21 protein-coding genes are annotated in these 22,418 nt (G+C 64.0%); 7 read left to right on the top strand and 14 right to left on the bottom strand.

The window, feature by feature from the left end; translation table 11 throughout:
- Positions 1-16 precede the first annotated feature (16 nt).
- The gene (locus HNE04_RS04580) at positions 17-1,075 is read left to right on the top strand and encodes an AraC family transcriptional regulator (protein WP_172217174.1); all 1,059 of its coding nucleotides are present in this window, start codon (positions 17-19) and stop codon (positions 1,073-1,075) included.
- A gap of 8 nt (positions 1,076-1,083) precedes the next feature.
- On the opposite strand, the gene HNE04_RS04575 is transcribed toward HNE04_RS04580, so the two are convergent.
- The 3 genes from HNE04_RS04575 to HNE04_RS04565 form a co-directional block, all read right to left on the bottom strand.
- Positions 1,084-3,273 carry a molybdopterin-containing oxidoreductase family protein gene (locus HNE04_RS04575; RefSeq protein WP_172217172.1) on the bottom strand — a complete coding sequence of 730 codons (2,190 nt, stop codon included), beginning with the start codon at positions 3,271-3,273 and terminating at the stop codon, positions 1,084-1,086.
- A gap of 29 nt (positions 3,274-3,302) precedes the next feature.
- Positions 3,303-3,533, bottom strand: coding sequence for a hypothetical protein (locus HNE04_RS04570; RefSeq protein WP_172217170.1), 231 nt, complete (start codon positions 3,531-3,533; stop codon positions 3,303-3,305).
- A 62-nt stretch (positions 3,534-3,595) separates the two neighbouring features.
- Positions 3,596-4,780, bottom strand: a complete 1,185-nt coding sequence (locus HNE04_RS04565) for a thiolase family protein (RefSeq protein ID WP_328700262.1) — start codon at positions 4,778-4,780, stop codon at positions 3,596-3,598.
- Between the two features lie 242 nt (positions 4,781-5,022).
- Here HNE04_RS04565 and HNE04_RS04560 point away from each other — a divergent pair, with 242 nt between their 5' ends.
- From HNE04_RS04560 to acuI, 3 genes are all read left to right on the top strand, one after another.
- Positions 5,023-5,619: a TetR/AcrR family transcriptional regulator gene (locus HNE04_RS04560; protein WP_328700259.1), complete on the top strand. Its 597-nt coding sequence runs from the start codon at positions 5,023-5,025 to the stop codon at positions 5,617-5,619.
- Positions 5,620-5,719: 100 nt separating this feature from the next.
- A complete protein-coding gene (locus tag HNE04_RS04555; protein ID WP_172217166.1) occupies positions 5,720-6,424 on the top strand; it encodes an SDR family oxidoreductase in 705 nt (234 codons plus the stop codon).
- A 16-nt stretch (positions 6,425-6,440) separates the two neighbouring features.
- Positions 6,441-7,427: an acrylyl-CoA reductase (NADPH) gene (gene acuI / locus HNE04_RS04550; RefSeq protein WP_172217165.1), complete on the top strand. Its 987-nt coding sequence runs from the start codon at positions 6,441-6,443 to the stop codon at positions 7,425-7,427.
- 38 nt (positions 7,428-7,465) lie between these two features.
- On the opposite strand, the gene HNE04_RS04545 is transcribed toward acuI, so the two are convergent.
- The 4 genes from HNE04_RS04545 to HNE04_RS04530 form a co-directional block, all read right to left on the bottom strand.
- Complete coding sequence (locus HNE04_RS04545; protein ID WP_172217164.1) at positions 7,466-8,122, bottom strand: flavin reductase family protein; 657 nt, start codon at positions 8,120-8,122, stop codon at positions 7,466-7,468.
- Between the two features lie 27 nt (positions 8,123-8,149).
- Positions 8,150-8,974, bottom strand: a complete 825-nt coding sequence (locus tag HNE04_RS04540; protein WP_207717439.1) for a tripartite tricarboxylate transporter substrate binding protein — start codon at positions 8,972-8,974, stop codon at positions 8,150-8,152.
- A 253-nt stretch (positions 8,975-9,227) separates the two neighbouring features.
- Positions 9,228-10,874 carry an AMP-binding protein gene (locus HNE04_RS04535; protein WP_172217163.1) on the bottom strand — a complete coding sequence of 549 codons (1,647 nt, stop codon included), beginning with the start codon at positions 10,872-10,874 and terminating at the stop codon, positions 9,228-9,230.
- Positions 10,875-10,899: 25 nt separating this feature from the next.
- Complete coding sequence (locus HNE04_RS04530) at positions 10,900-11,493, bottom strand: 2-hydroxychromene-2-carboxylate isomerase (protein WP_172217162.1); 594 nt, start codon at positions 11,491-11,493, stop codon at positions 10,900-10,902.
- Positions 11,494-11,653: 160 nt separating this feature from the next.
- Between HNE04_RS04530 and HNE04_RS04525 the strand changes: the two genes are divergently transcribed.
- From HNE04_RS04525 to HNE04_RS04515, 3 genes are all read left to right on the top strand, one after another.
- Positions 11,654-12,394: an SDR family oxidoreductase gene (locus tag HNE04_RS04525; RefSeq protein WP_172217161.1), complete on the top strand. Its 741-nt coding sequence runs from the start codon at positions 11,654-11,656 to the stop codon at positions 12,392-12,394.
- A 12-nt stretch (positions 12,395-12,406) separates the two neighbouring features.
- A complete protein-coding gene (locus tag HNE04_RS04520; protein ID WP_172217160.1) occupies positions 12,407-13,393 on the top strand; it encodes an NAD(P)H-dependent flavin oxidoreductase in 987 nt (328 codons plus the stop codon).
- An 81-nt stretch (positions 13,394-13,474) separates the two neighbouring features.
- Positions 13,475-13,771 carry a YciI family protein gene (locus HNE04_RS04515; protein ID WP_172217159.1) on the top strand — a complete coding sequence of 99 codons (297 nt, stop codon included), beginning with the start codon at positions 13,475-13,477 and terminating at the stop codon, positions 13,769-13,771.
- Between the two features lie 224 nt (positions 13,772-13,995).
- Here the strand turns inward: HNE04_RS04515 and HNE04_RS04510 are convergent, their stop codons facing one another.
- Genes HNE04_RS04510 through HNE04_RS04480 form a run of 7 tightly spaced genes read right to left on the bottom strand, consistent with a single transcriptional unit; the run spans position 13,996 to position 22,409 of the window.
- The gene (locus tag HNE04_RS04510; protein ID WP_172216790.1) at positions 13,996-14,202 is read right to left on the bottom strand and encodes a hypothetical protein; all 207 of its coding nucleotides are present in this window, start codon (positions 14,200-14,202) and stop codon (positions 13,996-13,998) included.
- A 5-nt stretch (positions 14,203-14,207) separates the two neighbouring features.
- The gene (locus HNE04_RS04505; RefSeq protein WP_172217158.1) at positions 14,208-15,011 is read right to left on the bottom strand and encodes an enoyl-CoA hydratase; all 804 of its coding nucleotides are present in this window, start codon (positions 15,009-15,011) and stop codon (positions 14,208-14,210) included.
- Positions 15,008-16,465, bottom strand: a complete 1,458-nt coding sequence (locus HNE04_RS04500) for an AMP-binding protein (RefSeq protein WP_172217156.1) — start codon at positions 16,463-16,465, stop codon at positions 15,008-15,010. Before HNE04_RS04500 ends, HNE04_RS04505 begins: the two co-directional genes overlap by 4 nt.
- Positions 16,466-16,478: 13 nt before the next feature.
- Positions 16,479-18,257: an acyl-CoA dehydrogenase C-terminal domain-containing protein gene (locus HNE04_RS04495; RefSeq protein ID WP_172217154.1), complete on the bottom strand. Its 1,779-nt coding sequence runs from the start codon at positions 18,255-18,257 to the stop codon at positions 16,479-16,481.
- A gap of 16 nt (positions 18,258-18,273) precedes the next feature.
- A complete protein-coding gene (locus HNE04_RS04490) occupies positions 18,274-19,458 on the bottom strand; it encodes an acetyl-CoA C-acyltransferase (RefSeq protein ID WP_172217152.1) in 1,185 nt (394 codons plus the stop codon).
- A 42-nt stretch (positions 19,459-19,500) separates the two neighbouring features.
- Complete coding sequence (locus HNE04_RS04485) at positions 19,501-21,219, bottom strand: AMP-dependent synthetase/ligase (RefSeq protein ID WP_172217150.1); 1,719 nt, start codon at positions 21,217-21,219, stop codon at positions 19,501-19,503.
- Positions 21,216-22,409, bottom strand: a complete 1,194-nt coding sequence (locus tag HNE04_RS04480; RefSeq protein WP_172217148.1) for an ABC transporter substrate-binding protein — start codon at positions 22,407-22,409, stop codon at positions 21,216-21,218. Before HNE04_RS04480 ends, HNE04_RS04485 begins: the two co-directional genes overlap by 4 nt.
- Between the last annotated feature and the right edge of the window lie 9 nt (positions 22,410-22,418).

The following is a 22,418-nucleotide window of genomic DNA, read 5'->3' as shown; positions in this document are numbered from 1 at the left end:
CTAGCGGGGTCTCGTGATGGCAGTGCCCAAGCTGACTTTCATCCACCGTCCAGGTGACCGCAACACGCCGCAACTGAGCCTTTTCGGGCTGAAGGCGCTCATCGCAGAGATGGAAAGCCAGGGCGTGTCGTTGCGCGCCTTGCTGAGTGGTACGGGGGTGCGCGGCGAGCAGTTCGACGACCATGCAGCGCTGATCTCCCGCGACCAGCGTTTAGCCATCTATCGCAATGCGCAGCGCCTCGCGAAGCGATCGGATGTGGCGCTGCGCGCGGGGGCCCGGCAGCGCATCAGCGACTTCGGCATCTACGGCTATGCCTTGGCCAGCAGCAAGACGCTCGGGGATGCGATGAACCTGAGTTTTCGACACCTTCGGCAAGCGGGACCTGTGCTGCAGATCGCCGCACGCATAGAAGGGGGGACGATCAAGATGCGCAGTCATGACCCGGCGTCGCTGGGCGAACTCCTGCCATTCGTTGCGGAGTTCTGGCGCAGCTCGAACCATGCCTTCCTCAGCCGCGTCATGGAGGCGCCGTTTCCTTCCACGCGCATGCTGCTTCCCTACCCTGCGCCACCTCATTGGCGAACCTACCGCCAAATGTTCAACTGCCCGGTCGAGTTTGGAGCCGAGACCATGGAGTGGCACTTCGCCGAATCGGCCTGGAGTTTGCCGTTGCCGAACGCGAACCCGGTGGTGGCCAACGTTTGCCAGCGCTTTTGCGAGCAGGTCCTGTCGGAGCAACCCCCGGGGTCGGAGCTCGGCGACTCCATCAGAGTCATCCTCGTGAATCAGCCAGGGCGCTTTCCAAAAATCGATGAGATTGCCGCGCACCTCGGCATGTCGTTGCGCACGCTCAACCGCAGACTGGCCTCGGAAGAATTGTCCTACCAGTCGATCATCGACGATGTGCGCCGGACGCTTGCCGTGGAGTACCTCGAGCGCACTTCGCTGTCGGTCGAAGATGTCTGCGAGCGCGTCGGCTTTTCGGATCCGTCCAACTTTCGCAAGGCGTTCAGGAAGTGGACGGGGAGATCGCCAAGCGATTTCCGTGCCGAGACTGCTGCGACGAGGGTGTGACGCATTGGTCACTTTATCCAGTGGGCCGGCGTCTCGATCGCCCGCACATTGCAGGGGATGCCCTTGAGGTGCGGGATGCCCTGCTCCATGTCGAGATAGTCATCGTCATCGGGACAGATCTGCGCGTCGGCATATTCCCACGCACCTGAGAGCGTGCCGTCGCCTTCCGGTCGTTCCGGCAACCACCAGCCGTGCGGCACCCGCACCGTCTGCTCCGGCATCTCGGCGCGAATGGCGGTCCTGAGTTTGACGCGGCCTTGCGGCGTGACCACTTCGGCCCATTCACCTTCGGCCAGGCCGGCCCGCGCCGCCGTCGCCGCTGCGATGAACATCTTTGGCTCGGGGCTTCGCACGCGCAGTGCGGTGATGTGCCGGTGACCGGTCTGAAAGTACTCGTCCTCGCGCACGCCCATGAACATCGTGAGTGGCCATGCCGGGTCGTGCGGCGGATCGTCGCGCCAGTAAGGCAATGGATCGAAGCCGAGCTCGCCCAGGATGCTCGAACTCAATTCGACCTTTCCCGACGGGGTAGCAAATCCAGTTTGTTCGTACTTGCGGTAGCGCGGCTTGTGCAGATGATAGGGGTGCTTCTCGGCGAACGTTTCGAAGTTCATTCCCATGCGTTGGAGCCGATGATCCAGAACGTCTTCGTTGGTGGGCCAGGGAAACTGTTCGCCTTGGCCCATGCGAATCGCCAGCTCGCGCCAGAAGTCATAGACGCCCCGGCACTCGCCCGGCGGCTCGACGACTTTCTGCGAAGGCCGATAGATCGCGGTCCAGCCGAATGCGTCGCTGAGGCAATTGCGTTCCAGCCACGCATCTCCCGGCAGGATGTAGTCGGCCAGCTGCGCGGTGGGCGTGCGGAAGTGCTCGACGGCGACGATGAGGTCCTGGTTCATCATCGCGCGCTGGATCAGTTGCATGTTGGCAAAACTCATCAGCGTGTTGTTGCCCAGCGTGATGAATGCCTTGACCGGGTACGGGTCGCCGTCGGCCATCGCGCGGAACACGGCCGAAGGATTGGCCATGTAGCTGCCGCTCACGATGTTCGGCCATTCATAGCCCCAAACCCGCTTGGCCGGTTCTCCCAGCGCCGCGGTGCCGCGGTACGTGAACGCAGGATGCTTGTCCGCGCCCAGCTGCTTCGCACGCTGCGCTTCGGGCAGGGCGTCATGCAATTCGAGCTCCGACTCATGAATGATGTCGGGATGGAATCCGTGCAACAGTTCGCCGCCCGGCACGTCGACATAGCCGCAGAGCGCGCGCAGGCTGCACATCAGGCGAATCGCCGACGTGGAGTTGCGCTGCTGGTCGGTGATCGGTGTCCACGGGATCACCGCAGGACCGGTGGTGGCGTACATGCGCGCCGCTTGGGCGATCAGTTCAGGGGCGACGCCTGTAATGGCGGCCACGCGCTCCAGCGGGAACTCGTTGACGCGCCTGCGAAACTCAGCGAAGCCAGTGGTCCACTTTTCGACGAAGGCTTTGTCGTACAGCTCCTCGTCGAGGATGACCTTCAACCAGCCGAAGCACATGGCAGCGTCCGTGCCGGGCTTCAACGGCAGCCAGAGATCGGCGCGCTCGGCGCTCTCGCTTTTGCGCGGGTCCATCACGATCAGTTTGGCGCCGCGCTCCTGCGCCCGGCGGATGGCGTTGTAGATCGGCGTCCAGGAGTGCTGCTTGGGGTTGTGCCCGAAGAGCACGATGCAATTCGCCTGCGCGTAATCCGGATACGGGTACCAGCCGTAGACCATGCGGTTGATCGCGGCCGTGTTGCCCGAGCACAGTGCTACGCCGCTGATCCAGTTGGGCGAACCGAGCAGGTTCATGAAGCGCCGCGCGGCGCCATTGTCGGTCTGCGTGTTCCACTGCGAGGTCGACACCGTCAGTGCCTCGGCGCCATGCTTTGCGACGATGGCCGCCAGGCGTGCACCGATGTCGTCCATGGCTTGTTCCCAGCTCACACGCTGCCATTGCCCGCTGCCGCGTGGGCCCGTCCGTTTGAGCGGATAGAGCACGCGCTCCGGATGGCTGAAACCCGCCGGCGCATGGACGCCCTTGATGCAGATGTTGGCCTTGAGCGGCCGCGGGTCCATCGCCTTCACCCGGACGTCTCCCACTTTGCCCGACTCGGGCGTTTCCGCGAGCACCTGGCAATAGATGTCGCAGCCCGAACAGAGTGCGCGCTTCTCGGTCATGGTTGGATCACAAGGAATTGGGGAGCTGTTCAGGCAAAGGCCAGTTCGCGGTGTACTTCAGGCGTGATCTCCGGTGGCGCATAAAACCGGCCGACCATCGCGCGGGCAAATAAGTAGCTGCTGCGGGCACGTTCGCTCATCTCGTCCATGACCACATGACCCGCCGCGTCACACGGGCACGTGACCTCGTTCGCTTCGCCAACCAGCGAACGGAATCGCAGCTGGAAAGTTGCCCGGTCGCCGTTTGCCTCGAAGCTCACGAAAGACTCCACACGATGTAACCGCTCTTGGCAAAGCGCTTGGCCATGATGGATGCGAATGATCAAACGCGCTCGAGGCACAACGCGATGCCTTGCCCACCGCCGATGCACAGCGACACCACCGCTTTGCTGCCACCTGTTCGCTTCAGCGCATGGGCGACCTTGGTGATGAGGATCGCGCCGGTGGCGCCGATCGGATGGCCGTGGGCGATCGCGCCGCCATCGATGTTGAAGCGTGCCGGGTCGATCTTGAGTTCATCGCGCACCACGATTGCGATGGACGCGAAAGCTTCATTGACTTCGTAGCGATCGACGTCGCCCACCTTCCACCCCGCGCGGTCGAGCGCCTGACGGATAGCCGGCAAAGGCCCCAAGCCGAAGAAGCCCGGCTCGACACCTGCCACCGCAACGCTGCGGATGGCGAGCAACGGCGTCAAGCCGGCTTCACGTGCTACCGAACTTTCACAGACGATCATGGCGGCGGCGCCGCCGTTGATGCCGGGTGCGTTGCCTGCAGTGATCGTGCCGTCGGGGCGGAACGCGGGCTTGAGGCGTGCGAGCGTTTCCAGCGTGGTGTCGGGACGGTTCCCTTCATCCGCGGCGAAGATCGTCGGCCCCTTGTTGCCCTTGATCGTCAACGGCTCGATCTCTTCCTGGAACCATCCCGCTGCTTGGGCCGCCGCGAACCGCTGCTGGCTTTGCGCCGCAAAGGCGTCTTGGGCTTCGCGCGAGACGCCGTACTTCTGCACCAGGTCCTCCGTGTGCCAACCGGAATGCTTGCCGGAAAACGCGTCGTTCAATCCGTCGAGCAGCAGGGAATCCATGGCCTCGACATTTCCCATGCGGGCGCCGAAGCGCATGCCGGGCAGCAGGTAGGGCGCGCGGTCCATGTTCTCGACGCCTCCGGCGATCACGATGCGCGAAACGCCGGCGAGCACTTCCGCATACGCGGTCGCGACGCCTTGGGCGCCGGAGCCGCAGACGCGGTTCACGGTCATGGCGGGTACGCTCACCGGCAAGCCCCCGTGGATTGCCGCCTGCCGAGCCACGTTCATGCCATTGCCGGCTTGCACGACATTGCCCATCACCACGGAATCGACACGTGCCGGGTCGAGACCGGAACGGCGCAATGCGGCGGCGATGGCATGTGCGCCCAGTGCGGCGGTGGGCGTCGTCTTGAGCGATCCGCCGAAACTGGCGATGGCGCTGCGCACGGGGGAACTGATGACGATGTCTTTGCTCATGATGCTTGTCCTTGGATGCTTTCAGGGTGAATTGCGGAGCGCGCTTGTCAATGAAGGCTTGAACGCTGCTGTCCAGTTGCGTAACGGTAATTTCAAACGCCGGCAAGTTAAATAACGATCGTTCAATGATAAAGCGTATGCCGTCGCGGCCCTCGTGTCAAGGCGCTGAGCGACTTTTACCATCGGTCGCCAGGGCGTGTGGCCGATGATATGATGTGCATCATATTTTGCGCTAGAATCCGTCCGTGAGCACGACCCGCCAACCCGGCCGCAAGGAAATGAGCCATCAACGCATCGTTGAGGCCGCCGCGCGGGCGATCCGGCGCGAGGGCTTCGCCGGTGTTGGCGTCGCCGACATCATGAAAGAGGCCGGGCTGACGCATGGCGGCTTCTACGCGCACTTTCCGTCGCGCGATGCGTTGCTGGTTGAGGCGATCGAGAGCGCAGGGCTCGAGAACGCCAAGAACGTTCTCAGCAGCGCCCAGGACGCGCGACTGCGAGGCAACAGCGCCTTTCACAAACTGGTCGTGGGCTATCTGTCCGAGGCCCACTTGAAGAGCGCCGAAATTGGCTGTGCCGTGGCCGCGCTCGCGTCCGAGATGCCGCGCCAATCGACGGCAGTGCAAAAGGCCGCCGCGCAGAGTGTCCGGAGGATGCTGGATGCTGTGCAGCAGGCATTGCCGCCAGGCGTCGAGCCGGAAGCGGCCGCCTCGATCGCGAGCCAGATGGTGGGCGCCTTGCAGATGGCGCGCGCCCTTGGCGCCAATGCCGAAGGCAAGTCGCTGCTGGCCGCGGTGCGCCGCCAGCTGCTGGCCCAGTACGACACCCCTCGACAGCACTGAGCCGTGTTCACTCGGTCTCTCGCGGCAATTGCATCCACTCGAATATGACGTTAATCATATTCGTTCGGTCACCTCAACCCTATCACCAGGAAACCTCACCATGAAACTCGACAACGCCATCGTCTTCATCACCGGCGCCAACCGCGGCATCGGGCTGGCCTTCGCCCGCGAGGCGCTGGCCCGCGGCGCGCGCAAGGTATACGCCGGCGCGCGAAACCCGGCGAGCGTCAAACTGGCCGGCGTTGAGCCCATCCAACTCGATGTGACCAATCCCGCGGAGATCGCAGCTGCCGCGGCGCGTTGCGGCGACGTCACGCTGCTGATCAACAATGCGGGCATCGCGAACTTCGGCGGCTTCCTTGAGGAGGGCAGTGAAGAATCCGCGCGCGCACAGCTTGAAACCAACTTCTTCGGTCCGTTGCGCCTGAGCAAGGCATTCGCGCCGGTGCTGGCGGCGAATGGCGGTGGCGCGATCCTGAACGTGCTCTCCATCGCGAGTTGGATCAACCGCCCGGCGCTGGGCACCTACGGCGCCAGCAAGTCGGCAGCCTGGGGCCTCACCAACAGCCTGCGCCACGAACTGCGCGCCCAAAAGACGCAAGTAATCGGCATGCACGTCGCCTTCGTCGACACCGATATGACAACCGCGATCGACATGCCCAAGTCCTCGCCCGAGGTGGTCGTGCGCCACGTCCTGGACGCAGTCGAAGCTGGCGCCGAGGAAGTGCTGGCCGACGAGCGCACACGCCAGGTCAAGCAAGGGCTCTCGGCCGAGCCGGGCATTTATCTCGTGACACCCGCCTGAAAGCCTGGGCTGCATCATGACATTCAAAGCACTACTCGCCACCCAAGACGGCAAGACGGTTTCGACCCGCGTGGTCGACATGAGCGAGCAAGACCTCATGCCTGGCGACGTGTCGATTGCCGTCGACTATTCGACCGTCAACTACAAGGACGCGCTGGCGATCAGCGGCCGTGTTGACGTCATCAAGACGTTCCCACTGATCCCGGGCATCGACTTGGCGGGTACGGTCGAGGCATCGTCGTATCCCGGTATCGCCGTCGGGGACCGTGTGGTCGTCAACAGCTGGGGGTTGAGCCAGACGCACCACGGTGGTTACGCGCAGAAAGCACGCGTCAAGGGTGAGTGGGTGATCAAGCTCCCGGAAGCATTCTCGACGCGAGATGCCATGGCCATCGGAACGGCTGGGTATACGGCGATGCTGTCCGTGCTCGCCCTCGAGCATGGAGGGATCACACCCGACCGTGGCGACATCATCGTCACGGGCGCGAACGGCGGCGTCGGCTCGATTGCGATCGCGCTGCTGTCGGACCTCGGCTATCGCGTCATCGCGTCCACGGGACGGCTGCAGGAAAGCCAGTACCTTCGCGACCTGGGCGCGGCCGAGATCCTCGATCGCAAGACCCTCTCGGAAGCAGGCGCGCCCATCGCGAGGGAAAGATGGGCCGGCGCCGTGGATTCCGTGGGCAGCCACACCTTGGCCAACGTGCTGGCGCAAACGAAATATCGCGGCGTGGTGACGGCGTGCGGCTTGGCTCAAGGGCTGGATCTTCCGGCGTCGGTGCTGCCCTTCATCCTGCGCAATGTGACCCTCGCCGGCATCGACTCCGTCAACGCCCCGCAGCACGTTCGCGTCGAGGCATGGGCGCGACTCGCCCGCGACCTGGACCTCGCCAAGCTCGCCCGCACGACCCAGGTCATCGGCCTGGCCGATGTGCCCGCCATCGTCGGGCGGATCTTCGAGGGACAGGTCCGCGGCCGCACCGTCGTCGACGTCAACGCGTAAGCGGTCTGAGCAGGGGCATGACGGGGCAAGCCCAGTTGCTATCCCTTGCCGTGCGACGTCGGACTGCTGGCGCCCGCGAGTCGGCCGATCTGAAAGACATTGTCTGGCGAAACCTGGACGTAGTCATTCAGTCCGCCGGACCGCATGATCGGATAGGCCTCGGCCGTCTGATAGACGCCGTCTTTCAGGAGTGTCTTGTCGATGTACACCGCCACCACTTCCCCCAATACGAGCCAGCCACTGACCTTCTCGCCTGCGGTGTTTCGGAACTGCACGATGTCGATCACCTTGCATTCCATGGCCGCGCGGCTTTCGCCCACCCGCGGAACGTTGACCATGCGACCCGCCACGGCTGTGAGGCCGGCGAACGGAAACTCGTCCTCGCCGTGCGCAAGCGGTGCCGAGGTCTGGTTCATCTTGTCCCCCAATTCGCGGGTGACCAGGTTCCAGGTGAACTCGCGCGTTTCCGATGCGTTTTGGACGCTATCTTTCCAGGCGATCGAAGAAAATCCGATGATCGGTGGGTCGTAGTTGAACGCGTTGAAGAAACTGTAGGGCGCCAGATTTACCCGCCCCTGCGCGTCGCGCGACGAGATCCAGCCGATGGGCCGCGGGGCGACCAGCGCGTTGAGCGGGTTGTGGCTCAGCCCGTGGCCCTTGGCGGGCTCGTAAAAATGAAAGTCTCGAACGGTCATTGTGTGGGCCCTTCTCGCGCGGCCACGTTATTGCGCCACCAGATTGAGGGTCTTCGCGATGTTGGTGAACTTCTCGTTCTCTGCACGCAAGAAGGCCGCGGCCTGCGGCGGCGTCATTGAATCCAGCCTGCGCAAGCCCTGCGCGGTCGCGAGCGCGAGGAATTCCGGACTGTCGTTCCACTCGTGAAAGGCCTTGGTCAGGCGCGCGACGACGGCATCGGGCGTGCGCGCGGGCGCGAACAGGCCGGTCCAGATGCCGAACTCGAAGTTCCTGAATCGAGCGTGCTCGCTCAGCGTCGCGATCTCCGGCAGGAGCGCGTGTCGCTTGGCGCTGGCGATGGCGATGGCCTTGATCCGCCCGGTCTGAATCATTCCCAAGATCGGCCCTGCAAAAGGAACAAACGCGAGGTCCACCTCGCCGCCACCGGCGGCCGTGGCAACGGGAGCGATGCCTTTATATGGCACCTCCAGCAGCTTGACGCCGACCCGCCCTTGGAATTCAGCGGCCGCGAGATGAGCGAGCGTGCCCTGGCCCCAGTGGGCAATGGAAAGCTCCTTCGCGCCAGGCTTTTGCACCTGATCGACGAGCGCGTTGAGATTGCTGAAAGGGCGGTCGGGATGACTGACGAGGACCATGTCCGCGCTGCCGAACGAACCGATGAGCTTGAAGCTGTCGAACGTGTACTTGGCCGAAGCGATGGTGAGCGGCGCCACCACGAAATCCGGACCCGCGGTGGCGAGCAGCGTGTATCCATCGGGCGACGCGTTCAAGACGTTCATCGCCGCGATGGATCCGTTCGCACCGGGCATGTTGTCGATCACGAGAGTCTGTCCAAGGGCGCGCTGCAGCACGGGTGCGGAGGGCCGCACTGAAGCATCGACCCCGAACCCGGCCGGGTAAGCTACCTTGATATCAGGATGGATTTGTTCGGATAGGGCTGCGCGGCGACGGCGGCGGCGCTGCAAAGCGCGACCACGACAACCGCGGCATCAAAGAGTCTGCGAGTCAGTGTTTTCATGTTTTGTCTCCATGCACCGGTCGAAACCGGGCAAAAATGTTGGGTTGAGGAGATCGCGCGCTGAGTCAGCGCATATCCCGACCTGGTCAGCCTGCGGCGACACTCTGCGGCCGCAGCTCCTTTCGCAGGATCTTGCCCACGGCTGACTTCGGCAAAGCTTCAACAAAGGTGATGTGCCGCGGCACCTTGTAAGGCGCAAGGAGCTTGCGGCAGTGCGCTTCGAGCTGTTCAGCCAGCAGCCCGGGTGAGCGGCGCACCACGAAGACGTGGGGTGCTTCGGCCGATTTCTCGTCCGGCACGCCGATGCACGCGCATTCGACCACGTCCGGGTGCATGGCGACCACACCCTCGATCTCGTTGGGGTAGACGTTGAAGCCGGACACCAGGATCATGTCCTTCTTCCGGTCCACGATGTACATCAGTCCTTGCGCATCCATCGTGACGACATCGCCGGTCTTGAACCAGCCGTCGGCGGTGAATGCCTTGCGGGTCTCCTCTTCGCGATTCCAGTAGCCCGCGAACACCTGGGGCCCCTTGATAAGCAACTCACCGGGCGTGCCGAGCGGGACTGGTTGGCCCGCGTCATCAACGATCAGGACGTCGGTCGAGGGCACCGGCGCCCCGATGGTGCCGTTTCGGCCTGGGGCGTTGAAGCTGACGCTGGGCGAAGTTTCGGTGAGCCCATACGCTTCGGTAATTGGCGGGCCCCCTGCCTCCACCCACTTCTTGGCGACAGCTGCCTGGATCGACGCGCCTGCGCCCACGGCCAGGCGGCAGCGGGAGAAGTCCACCTTCGACAGTTCCGGCGAGGCCACCATGGCGTTGAACAACGTGTTGACGCCGATCAGCATGTCGAAGGGTGCCCGCTGCAACTCTTCGCACAGCGCCTTCGTGTCGCGCGGATTGACGACAAGGCGGTTGTGGGCGCCACTAGCCAGGGCCGCCAAGGCCATGCCTAGCGGGTAGATGTGGTACAGCGGCAGCGGCGTGATCAGTTCGAGGTTTTCCAGGTCTACCGCGAGCCGCAGCCAGGACTGCATCTGCAGCACGCTCGCCAGTTCACTGCGGTGCGTCAGGCACGCCCCTTTCGAAACGCCGGTGGTGCCGCCGGTGTACTGCAGGAAAGAAAGGTCCGAGGGTTGGACTTGCGCGGCGGTGAAGCCGGATGGCGGCAGGCCGGAGATCGCATCACGCAGCGATACGATCCGGGTGTCCCGGCTGCCGGCCTGCGCCGCGGACTGGGCGGTGGGAGCGAGCAGTGCCTGCCTCACGCCTTGCATGGGCACTGTCAGGACATGCCGCACCTGCGTCTGGTTCAGCACCTCGCTCACGAGCGGCATGAAGGGCTCTCCGGCGAGCAGCGCGGCGGCGCCTGAGTCGCCCAGCTGGTATTGCAGCTCGCGGGCCGTATAGAGCGGATTCATGGTCACACCAACCATGCCGGCCCGCAGGATCGCAGCCAAAGCCACCGGATAGAGCAGGTTGTTGTGCAACAGGAGGGCGACGCGATCGCCGCGCTGGAGACCTGCAGCCTGCAACGAGCGCGCGAGCAGCGCCGATGCACGTTCCACCTCGGCAAAGGTCAGGGATTCACCTGCGCAGCTGACGGCGGTGCGCGGGGCGTACCGCGCAAAGGCACGCTCGAGTAACGTCACGAGCGTCTCGCTCTCCTCAATGTCCAGGTCTCGGGGAAGGCCGGCTGGGTAGGCCGCATGCCAGAGTCGTTGTTCCATGGTTGTCTCCTGATGACGCCGGTGCTCAGGCCGCGAGCGCTTCGCGCACGAAGTCCATCCGGTCCTGGCCGAAGAACATCTGGTCGCCGACGAAGATCGTCGGGGCCCCGAACACGCCGCGCTTGACGGCTTCCTCGGTCGCGGCCTTGAGCGCGGCCTTGGTCTCCGGGTCCTGCGTCAGGCGTTCGATCTCGGCCGGATCGAAGCCGCCGGCCTTCAGGATGTCGGCCGTGAGCTGCGGCTCGTTCAGGTTGAGCGCATCGATCCAGAGCGCCTTGAACACGCAGCCGAGCAGTTGCTGCAACTGCTCGGGGCGGCGCAGCTGGACGCCGGTCACCGCGCGCATCAGGAACAGCGTGATGATGGGAAAGTGCACGTTCTCCTTCAAGGGCACGCCATAGCGGCGGGCGTGGCGCTCGTAGTCCAGCTGCCAGTAACGCGCTTTCACGGGAATGGTGGCAGGCGAGGCGTTGCCCACGGCCTGGTAGACGCCGCCGAGCAGCATCGGCCGGTAAACGAGTTCCGCGCCGTGGCTTTCGCACATTCCGGGCAACTGCGTCCAGGCCAGGTACGAGGCCGGGCTGCCGACGTCGAAGAAGAAATCAACGGTTTTGCGCATCATGGTTCCTTTAAAATAACGAGCGTTTGGTAAACGAAAGCTATTTCATTTCCAGGCGCCTGTCAACGGGACTTGTCCGGTCCGCCAAATTCGTTTGACAAACGATCGTTCATTGTTTATCGTTGAATAACTGAACGTACGTTATTTAAAGGAGAGACGCATGGACAAATCGACAGACCCTCGCGGCGTGGCGCTCGTCATTGGCGCAGGCGACGCCACCGGCAGTGCGATCGGCGCGCGATTCGCCCGCGAGGGCTATGTGGCGTGCCTCACGCGCCGATCGGCAGACAAGTTGGAGCCCGCCGTGGAGCGCATCCGCGCGGCCGGCGGCGCGGCATTCGGCTACAGCAGCGATGCGCGCAAGGAGGAGGACGTCGTCGCGCTGATCGACCAGATCGAAAAAGAGCGCGGCCCGATCGAGGTGTTCGTGTTCAACATCGGCGCCAATGTGCCCAGCAGCATCCTGGAAGAGACGGGACGCAAGTACATGAAGATATGGGAGATGGCCACGTTCAGCGCTTTCCTCAACGCGCGCGAGGTCGCCCGCAGGATGGTCGCGCGCGGCCGCGGCACCATGCTCTTCACCGGTGCGACGGCCGGAATTCGGGGCTCGGCCAACTTCGCGGCATTTGCCGGCGCCAAGCATGCTCTGCGAGCGCTCGCGCAGAGCATGGCGCGCGAACTCGGGCCCAAGGGCATCCACGTTGCACACCTTGTGGTGGACGGTGCGATCGACACGGACTTCATCCGCACGCAGTTCCCCGAACGCTACGCACTGAAGGAACGGGACGGCATCCTGAACCCCGAGCATATCGCGGAGAACTACTGGTACCTGCACACGCAGCCGCGTGATGCCTGGACTTTCGAGATGGACCTGCGCCCTTACATGGAAACCTGGTGAAAGAAGAACCCAATGAAGACACGCATCACTGAACTTTTCGGCATCCGCCACCCCATCATCCAGGGCGGAATGCACTACGTCGGCTTCGCCGAGCTCGCCGCGGCGGTGTCCAACGCCGGCGGCCTAGGGCTGATTACCGGCCTGACCCAGAAAACGCCAGAGCTGCTGGCGAAGGAGATCCGCCGCTGCCGCGAAATGACGGACCAGCCGTTCGGGGTGAACCTCACGTTCCTGCCCACGCTGGCCTCGCCGCCATACCCAGAATACATCGCCGCCATCGTCGAGGGCGGCGTGCGGATCGTCGAGACCGCCGGGCGCAGCCCGGAGGCGTACATGCCCGCACTGAAAAAGGCTGGAGTCAAGGTCATCCACAAGTGCACCTCGGTGCGGCACGCACTGAAGGCGGAGGCCATAGGCTGTGACGCGGTGAGCGTGGACGGGTTCGAGTGCGGCGGCCACCCGGGCGAGGACGACATGCCCAACATGATCCTGCTGCCGCGCGCAGCCGAGGAACTGAAGATTCCGTTCGTGGCGTCCGGCGGGATGGCCGACGCCCGCAGTCTGGTGGCGGCGCTCGCCCTGGGCGCCGAGGGGATGAACATGGGGACTCGGTTCGTGGCGACCCAGGAAGCGCCGGTTCACCAGAACGTGAAGGACGCGATTGTCACGGCGACCGAGCTCGACACGAGGCTCGTCATGCGCGGCCTGCGCAACACCGAGCGCGTCCTGACCAATTCAGCGGTCGAGCAACTGATCGAGATCGAGAGAGCGAAGGGCGCCGACCTCAAGTTCGACGACATCATGGAGCAGGTCGCGGGTGTCTACCCTCGCGTCATGGTGGACGGTCAGATGGATGCCGGCGCCTGGAGCTGCGGCATGGTGGTCGGGCTGATCCGCGACATTCCCACGGTGCAAGAACTGATCGATCGCATCATGGACGAGGCCGACCAGCTGATCACCCAGCGGCTTGCGGGGTTCCTGGACGCGGTACCAGCCTAGCCCGGAAGAAGAGATGTTCGAAGGCTCGATCCTCAAGAGCGTCAAAACGGCCTGAGATTCGACTTCAACGAGGTACCAACGATGAAATACTATCTTTGCAAGTTCATTCCGCCACGCCCGAACTTCCTGGGCACCATGTCTCCGGATGAGAAGAGATGGATGAAGGAGCATGGCGCTTACTTGAATGATCTGCTCGACAAAGGGTTGATCGTTGCGCATGGCCCTGTAATCGACGAGAGCGGCGGATACGGTGTGTCGATCTACCAGCTCGCCGACGATCAAGATGTTTCAGCGTTCACCGCGGAAGATCCCATCGTGAAAAATGGTGTCGGCCACTACGAGCACTTCAGCATGCCAAGCCTGAAGGCACGGGCCTGATGCAGCCGGCGTTTTCGGGCATCCCTTTCGGGGAGACCGACGGGCCCTAGACCCTTCTTCTTGGGAACCTGCACCAAGAGCCGCGCAACCTGGGCTGACGGCCGCAACGTGTTCAAGACCGACGAGGGGCGTGGGCGGCCAATGCGGCCGTGGGTGTTGTCTTCATCGAATCCCAAAACCTGCGATGGCGCTGTGCACTGGCGAACAGATAACGACGCCGTTGCTCAGGATGTCTTTCCTTGATGCGGCGCAGCGGTCGGCGGGTCGTCAGGGAAGTTCGTGTGCAGTGGCGGAGCGCGGCCTTCGTCGATCCACTTCTTGATCGCGCCAAGGGTGCCGAGATCGAGCTCCTGTGCAAAGGCAGCGCCGAAGTACTCGAACCATTGCCGGGAGAGGTCATGCGGGGTCGTGCTCACGGTCTTGCCCTCCATCTTCGTCATTTCAACGGCGACTCGATCGCGGAAAGGCCGGCCCGGATGGTCGAATAGTCGGGTTTGCGCTTTTGCAGAAAGGCGCTGAACGCTTCCTTGGCGGCGGGCTCCACCAGCATGCGTCTAAAAACTGAGCCTTCGTCGTTCATTCTCTGCAGCACGGCAGCTTGCTGTCCGCTTTTCATCAGCCGCTTGATTTCAACCAAGCTGCTGATGGGCTTCGCCGCGAGCTTGGCGGCTTGCGCTTGGGCATAGGCATTGACTTCGGACGCGGGCAAGACCTTGTTGACCAACCCGGCGTCCAAAGCGGCATCAGCGCTCAAAGGCTCGCCGAACAACAAGGCTTCAGCGGCCCGGTGGTAGCCGAGCAATTGCGGCAACAACAGGCTCGAGGCGGCCTCTGGGCACAGACCCAGGTTGACGAAAGGCATCGTGAAGGCGGCGTTGTCGCCGGCGTAGACGACGTCGCAGTGCAACAGCATGGTTGTGCCGATCCCCACGGCAGGTCCACACACGGCAGCCAGCAAGGGCTTGGGGAATGCGGCGAGGGCGCGCATGAATGGAAACGCCGGTGCCTCGGAGTCCGTTGTCTGAGTCTTGGCGAAGTCGCCCAGGTCATTGCCGGCTGAAAATATGGTTTCGTGACCTTGCAGGACCGCAACACGTAGCAAGGGATCCGTGGCGGCCGTGTTCAACGCTTCGGCCAGGGCCGCGTACATGGGCCCGGTGATCGAGTTCTTTCTCTCCAGCCGGTCGAAGGAGATCGTGTAAACGCCCGCTTCCGCGCGCGTGAGAATGCCGTTGTTCATGAGGATGTTCCTTGTTTGAGGTAGCGGTCGCGCAACAGCTTCTTGTAGAGTTTGCCGGTCGCATGCCGCGGAAAATCGGACTCGAAATCGATGCTCTTGGGTGTCTTGATCGGTCCGAGCAGTTCGCGGCAGCGCGCCAGCAGCGCCTCCGCGACCGCCGGTCCAGATTGCTCGGGCCGCGCCGGCTGTACCACGGCCTTGACTTCCTCGCCGAACTCCTCGTTCGGAATGCCGAAAACCGCGGCGTCCGCGACGCGTGGATCCTGCAGCAGCACGTCTTCGATCTCCTGCGGGTAGATGTTGACGCCGCCCGAGATGATGACGAAGTCTTTGCGGTCGGTGAGATAGAGATAGCCCTCGGCGTCGACATGCCCGATGTCGCCGAACGAGCGCCAGCCTTGCGGGCTGGTGGCGGCGCGGGTCTTGCCCGGATCGTTCCAGTACTCGAATTGGGCGTTGCTCTCGAAGTAGACCTGCCCGGTTTCCCCAGGCGGCAACTCATTGCCTGCGTCATCGAGGATGTGCAGGATGCCGTCCGTGGCTCGCCCGACGGAGCCCCTGTGCGTGAGCCATTCGCGTGAGGTGATTGCCGTGGAGCCGATGCCTTCGGTTCCGGAGTAGTACTCGTCGAGCACGGGACCCCACCAGTCGATCATTGCCTGCTTGACGTGGACCGGGCAGGGCGCCGCGCCGTGAACGGCGTGGATCATCGAGGCCGTGCTGTACCGCTCGCGCACCTGGGGCTCCAGGCGCAGCAGGCGATGGAACATGGTTGGCACCCAGAGCGAATGCGTGCAGGCGAACCGGTCAATGGCGGCGAGGGCACGTTCGGCATCGAATTTTTCCATCACGATGCTGGTCGCGCCGAGATGGATGGCCGCTGACAGGAACCGGTTTGGCGCGCTGTGGTAAAGCGGCGAGGTTGAGAGATAGACCGACGAGGCATCCAGGCCGAATCCGGCCGCAACCCCGGCGTTGCGGTTGTCTATGCCGTCAAATCTGCCCTCGAATGGCGGTTTGCGAACGCCCTTGGGCCGGCCCGTTGTGCCCGACGAGTACAGCATCTCCCGCCCGGGAGCGAGGAAGGGCGGTGAATCTTCCGATGCCGCAGCGAAGTGCGCGTGCCACCCGTCCATCGAAGAAGATGTGATGGCGACGCGGGCTTGCGAGTCTTTGACGATGTATGCGGAGTCCGCCGCCGAAAGGCGCGTCGACATGAGCGTGTAGTACAGGCCGATGCGTTGCGCTCCCAGCGTGAGCAAGAGCAGCTCAGGCGAGTTCTCGAGGCAGAGCGCGACGCAGTCGTGCTGCTTCAATCCGAGCGAGAGCAGCGCGTTTGCGGCGCGGTTGGCCTGTCGTTCCAGCTGCGCGAAGGTGAACGCTTTGCCGCTCTCCAGGAAATGCACGGCCAGCTTGTTGGGCGTGGCGCGCGCGAACTGGCTCAGGTGATACATCAGTGCGCGGCTCTCACAACAGGTCGAGCGCGGGCTCCATCAGCGCGGAAGATCCGGCTCGGATTTCCGCGCGAAGTGCCGCAGTCTGCGGCAGTATGCGCTGGAAGTAGAAGCGGGCGGTCGCGATCTTCGAAGCGTAGATCGGGTCCGTCGCCTCGGACTTGTTGATCGAGACTTCGGCCATGCGTGCCCAAGTCCATGCAAGGGCCAAATGCCCGACCAGGCGCAGGTAGGGCACTGCCGCTGCTCCGCTCGCATGGGGGTCGTTGGCGGAGGCGCTTACGAGCTCGGCCGTAAGCTGCCTGACGTCGGCAACAAGTTGGGCCAACGGTTCGGCGAACTCGCGCATGGCTTTGCGCGGACTGCACGTTTCGGCGAAGGCCCCCGCCATGTCCAGAAACGCGTTCATGCGATGGCCCTGGTCACCCAGCACCTTGCGTCCGAGCAAGTCCATGGCCTGGACGCCGTTGGTGCCCTCATAAAGCCCAATGATCCGGACATCACGCAGGTGCTGCTCGACTCCATTCTCGCGAATGTAGCCATGGCCGCCGAACACCTGCATTGCGAGCAACGTGGACTCTACGCCGAGATCGCTGGCCAAGGCCTTGACGACGGGAGTCAGCAGGCCCAGCATCTCGCCGGCTTCAGTTCGTTTGGCGGCGTCGGGATGGAGGCGCTGCAAATCGCTGAGCTGCGAAGCCCACAAGGCAAGTGCGCGCGCGCCCTCCACATTGGCTTTCTGCGTCAGCAGCATACGCCGCACATCGGCATGGCCGGCAATCGGGTCCGCGCCCTGGTTCGACGGTTTCGCGCCCGCCACACGGCCTTGAAGGCGCTCCTTGGCGTAAGCCAGAGCCTTCTGGTACGCGGCTTCCATGACGCCGATGGCGGTGACTCCGACCAGCACGCGCATGTAATTCATCTGCACGAACATAGCGGCCAATCCTCTATCGGCCTCGCCGAGCAGCCAGCCGGTTGCCCCGTCAAAGTTCATGGTGCAAGTCGAGTTGCCGTGAATGCCGAGCTTGTGTTCCAGCGAGCCGCAGGTCACGGCATTGCGCGGGCCCACGCCGCCGCTTGCGTCGGGGATGAACTTGGGCACGATGAAGAGCGAGATGCCCTTGACACCTTGCGGCGAATTGGGCATTCGCGCCAACACAAGGTGCATTACATTCTCGGTCAGGTCCTGTTCGCCGCCGGAAATGAAGATTTTCGTGCCGCTGATGCTGTAGGTCCCGTCGGGTTGCGGGACGGCGCGGGTTCGAAGCAAGCCCAGGTCGGTGCCAGCGTTCGGCTCTGTGAGACACATCGTGCCAGCCCACTCTCCGGACGCGATCTTCGGCAAATAGAGCGCCTTCTGCTCGGCTGAGCCGTTGGCGGCCACGTTGACGTATGTGGCATGCGACATGCCGGTATAGGCCGACCACGCCATGTTGCCGCCGCCCAACATCTCCGTGACAGCGCTGTCGACCACCGACGGAAAGCCCTGGCCGCCGAACTCCGCGCTGCAAGCCAGGCCATGCCAGCCGTTCCTGGTGTACTCGTCGTACGCTTGCTTGAATCCTGGCGGTGTCTGCACCACGCCCGGGGCGGCCATGATGCACCCGTGCTGGTCACCCGCCGCGTTCAGGGGCGCGATCACCTCGGACGCGAACTGGCCGGCGGCGGTGAGTACCTGGTCGATCGTGTCGGCGTCGAATTCCGACTGGCCGCACGACTGCATCATGGAGGGGACCTGCAGCAATTCGTGCAGAACAAACTGGAAATCGCGCAAAGGGCTTTGGTAGTTCATTGTGCTGCTCCTTGCTTCAAGCGACTTCGAACAAGCCTGCGGCACCCATGCCACCGCCGATGCACATGGTCACGACAACGTAGCGCGCGCCGCGCCGCTTGCCTTCAATGAGTGCATGGCCCACCAGTCTGGAGCCCGTCATCCCATAGGGATGGCCGATGGTGATGCCCCCGCCATTCACGTTGAGGAGGTTGGGATCGATGCCGAGTCGATCGCGCGAGTAGATCACTTGGCAGGCGAAGGCTTCATTCAGTTCCCACAAGCCGATGTCGCTCACCTTCAGGCCATGGGTCTTGAGGAGCTTGGGCACCGCGAACACCGGGCCGATCCCCATCTCCTCCGGCGCCAATCCGGCCACGGCGATGCCGCGATAGATGCCCAAGGGCTTCAGCCCGCGGCGTTCAGCCACGGTGCGCTCCACCAGCACGCAGGCCGATGCGCCGTCCGAGAGCTGGCTGGAGTTACCGGCCGTGATCACGCCGCCCTCGACTACCGGTTTGAGATTTGCGAGGCCTTCGAGTGTCGTGTCCGGCCGGTTGCCCTCGTCACGGTCGAGCCGCACATCCCGGTAAGTCACGGCGCCCGTAACCTTGTCAGCCACGGCCATGGACGCGGTGATCGGCACGATCTCGGCGTCGAACAGGCGCTTGTCCTGGGCCATCGCGGTGCGGCGTTGCGCCTCAAGCGAATAGGCGTCCTGCGCTTCGCGCGAGATGCCGTACTTCTTCGAAACAATTTCGGCCGTCTGGAGCATCGGGATGTAGGCGTGCTGGGCCTGCGCAATGAGGTTCGCATCGGCCGTTTCCCCGACCCACTTGACGAACGGGTTCTGGACGGCGGAAATGTTCTCCTGCCCGCCGCCCACGGTCACATCCATCCCGTCGACGATGATCTGCTTGGCCGCCGTTGCGACGGCCATCAGGCCGGATGCGCATTGCCGGTCCATGGTCTGGCCAGGCACCGACTGCGGCAATCCCGCGGCCAGTGCGGCAAGGCGCCCGACGTTCATGCCCGCCGTCCCGCCGGCCATCGCGGTGCCGATGACGACATCCTCGACTTCCCCGGGGTTGACGCCGGCGCGCTGCACTGCGTGACGGATCGCGTGGCCCATCAGCGTGGGCGACTTGATGTTGTTCAGGGCACCGCGAAAGGCCCGGCCGATGCCGGTGCGTGCGGTTGAAACGATGACTGCTTCTCTCATGTGAAAAACTCCAGTTGGTTTGGTAAGGATCCTGGACGGCGCTCAGGTGGCGTCAAGCAGATCGGCGTATCGGCGCGCGACCACCCAGCGGTTCAGGCGCAGCGCCGGCGTGAGTTCCTCGTCGCCGGAGCGCAGCGGGCGGGGGATCACCCGGACGTTGCGCACGCGGTGGCGCTCGGGAAGCCGGCCATTCGCGATGTGGACCTGCGCCGCGACCAGCGAATCGATTTCCGGCAGCGCGAGCAGGCTGGTGTAATCAGTGAAAGGCAACTTGTGCTGCTGCGCGTAGTTCCTGATCCGCTCTTCGTCGAGCGAAAGCAGCGCGGTCGTGCGCTCGTCTTTGTGCACGACAACGGCGTCGGCGATGTAAGCACTCTGGCGGAACGCATCCTCTGCAACCTCGGGGCTGATCGGCGTGCCTTCTGCGCAGACCACTCGCGCCTGAACGCGGCCCAGCAGGCGCACGCGCCCCTGCTCGTCGAGGCGGCCCAGGTCGCCGGTGCGCAGCCAGCCGTCTGGGTCCGTCGGAGTGCGGGATATCTCGCCTCGTTTCCAGTAACCGGGAAGCGGGTTGGCGCTGTGTACGAGAATCTCTCCGTCGGGTGCCAGCTTCAGCTGCGCATCGTTGCAGAAGCCCACTTCTGCCAGGCCATAGCAATCGAGTACCGGAACTCCGATGGTCCCGAACCATTCAGCCATGTCGCCTGCGCTGGACGCCCCGCTCGTCAACACCAGCCGCACGTTCCGTAGTCCCAGAGCCGCCCGGATGCGACCACGTGTCTTGCGCTGCCACCAGCTGGGCCGGGCTGCGGAGAGGCTCGCGGCATAGGCGGCGCGGGCGACTGGAATGGCTTCCTGCATGAACAGCTCGGTCAGGCCCTGCAGCTTTTCAAAGAACCGCGGGGGCGCGAACAGGAAGTGCGGCTCGACCTCGAGCATGTCATTGAACACCGTCGCTGGGTTCTCGGGAAAGTGCAGCAGGCTTTCGTGCACGAGCATCGCTTTGGCCGCCAGCAGCCGTTCGCCATGCTGCGCCAGCGACACGACGGAGAGCGATCGATCCCCCGGGTGCAGGCGCAGCCACTGGCGCGTTGCACGGACTTCCTGCATGAATTCGTGCTGTCGCACGGCGACCAGCCGCGCCGCTCCGGTGCTCCCCGCCGTGCTGGCGAGAAACGCGATGTGATTGCCGTCGCCGGCGTCGATCCTGCTGTCGAACAGAGCGGGCCGCTTGGCTGCGGCTTCGGCGCCGCGGGCGCGCCAGTCGTCATAAGAGCTGACCTGCGCATCGGTGAAGCGCCTGAGGCCGCGGGTCTCCATGACAACGATGTGTCGCAGGTCCGGGCATTGGTCGCGCACGGCCAGCACTTTCATCAATTGATCGGCGTTCTCCACGATCACCACGCGGCTGCCGGCTTCGACCAGCGCATGCCCGACCTGTGGCGCCGTGCTGCAGGGATAGATGCCATGCGACACGTAGCCCATCGCCTGCGCCGCCACGTCGGCGATCAGCCACTGCGGGCGATTGTCCGAGAGGATGGAGACGACGTCTCCGGGTGCGAGCCCGGCATCGTCCATCGCGAGGCCGATCGCCCGCGCCTCGGCGAAATAGTCGCTCCAGCGCGGGCCCTGCCAGATGCCGCAATCCTTGTGGCGCAAGGCGGGGCGATCACCCCACTGCACGCAGCGACGCCGCCACAGTTGCGGCAGCGTCGCGGCGTTCGCTTCGTTGGCCGCCTGTGATGACGCCACGTGGATCACAGCGAGATCTTGGCCGGGTCGACCACGCTGGAACGCGCCGTCCAACGACCCTGCACCACTTGCTCGACCCGCGTCCATTCCGGGTCGATGTGGTTGTTCGCGAAGCGTTGCGTGTCGTACGAATTCACCCCCTTGAAAGTGGATGCCTGAAGCGCCTTCACCAGCTTCTCGGTCGTCAGGTCGCGACCCGCATTGCGCACCTCTTGCAGGAACCAGCTGGTGTAGTCGTAGAAAGTCGCGGCCACATCATCCGGCTCGGCCTTGAAGCGCTTGCGGTAGCTTTCGGCCCACGCCTTTTCTGTGGTGTTGGCCTGGTCGGGCGTGGCGATGCGCCACGTGCCGACGCCATAGACGCCCTCCATCGCCTCCTTGCCCAGGGCGATGGTCAGGCCGGCGCGGCCCGGGCTGGCGGTCAGCACGTTGACGCCGGTCAAGCCGAGCTTTTTGACTTCGGCCGCGACGGCGATCGTTTCGCGTGTCGTGGTCGCGCAGACGATCAGGTCCACTCCCGCCGCCTGCATGCGCGCGACGTGCGAGGAGAAGTCCAGATCCCCGACCTTGTAGCTCGCTTCTGCGGCAAGCGGCATGCCCTTGGCCGCGAGCGCCGCCTTGACGCCCTTTCCGACCAGGTCGCCAAAAGGGCCTTCCTGGTAGACGAAGCCGACCTTCTTCGTGCCCAGATTGCCGGTTGCCCATCGCACCGCCGCCGACGTCGTGCTGTCGTAGTTCAGGTTAGTGGTGAATAGCAGTGGCGTTTGGCCGGCCGCCTGGCGCACCAGGGCCGAGGCCGCGTATGGAGCAAAACAGATTACGCCGGCATCCACGGCTTTTTTCACCGTGGCCACGTTCGGGCCCGAGCCGAAGGGGCAGAGCAGGGCGAAGACCTCGTCCTTGCGGATCAGCTTGTCTACGGCGCGCACGGCTTGCGACGGCTGGCTCGCGTTGTCTTCGATCACTAGCCGGAGCTTGCGGCCATTGATGCCGCCGGCCTCGTTGGCCTCGTCGATGCGCATCTGGATGCCGTTGCGGATCACGGGCATGGCGATCGCCACCGGTCCGGAAAGGTCGAGATGCGTGCCGAGGACGAGTTCCTTGTCGGCAACACCGGCTGCGCGCGCGGGTGTCCACAAGGCGCCTGGCGCCGCGGCAGCAATGCTTGTCTTCAGAAGGGTTCGGCGGTTGAGTGTCATGGGGATTCC

This window comes from Caenimonas soli (assembly GCF_013155545.1).
GTDB classification, from domain to species: domain Bacteria; phylum Pseudomonadota; class Gammaproteobacteria; order Burkholderiales; family Burkholderiaceae_C; genus Ramlibacter; species Ramlibacter soli.
The sequence above is the reverse complement of the archived record's forward strand: the minus strand, read 5'-3'. Positions and strand labels throughout refer to the sequence as shown.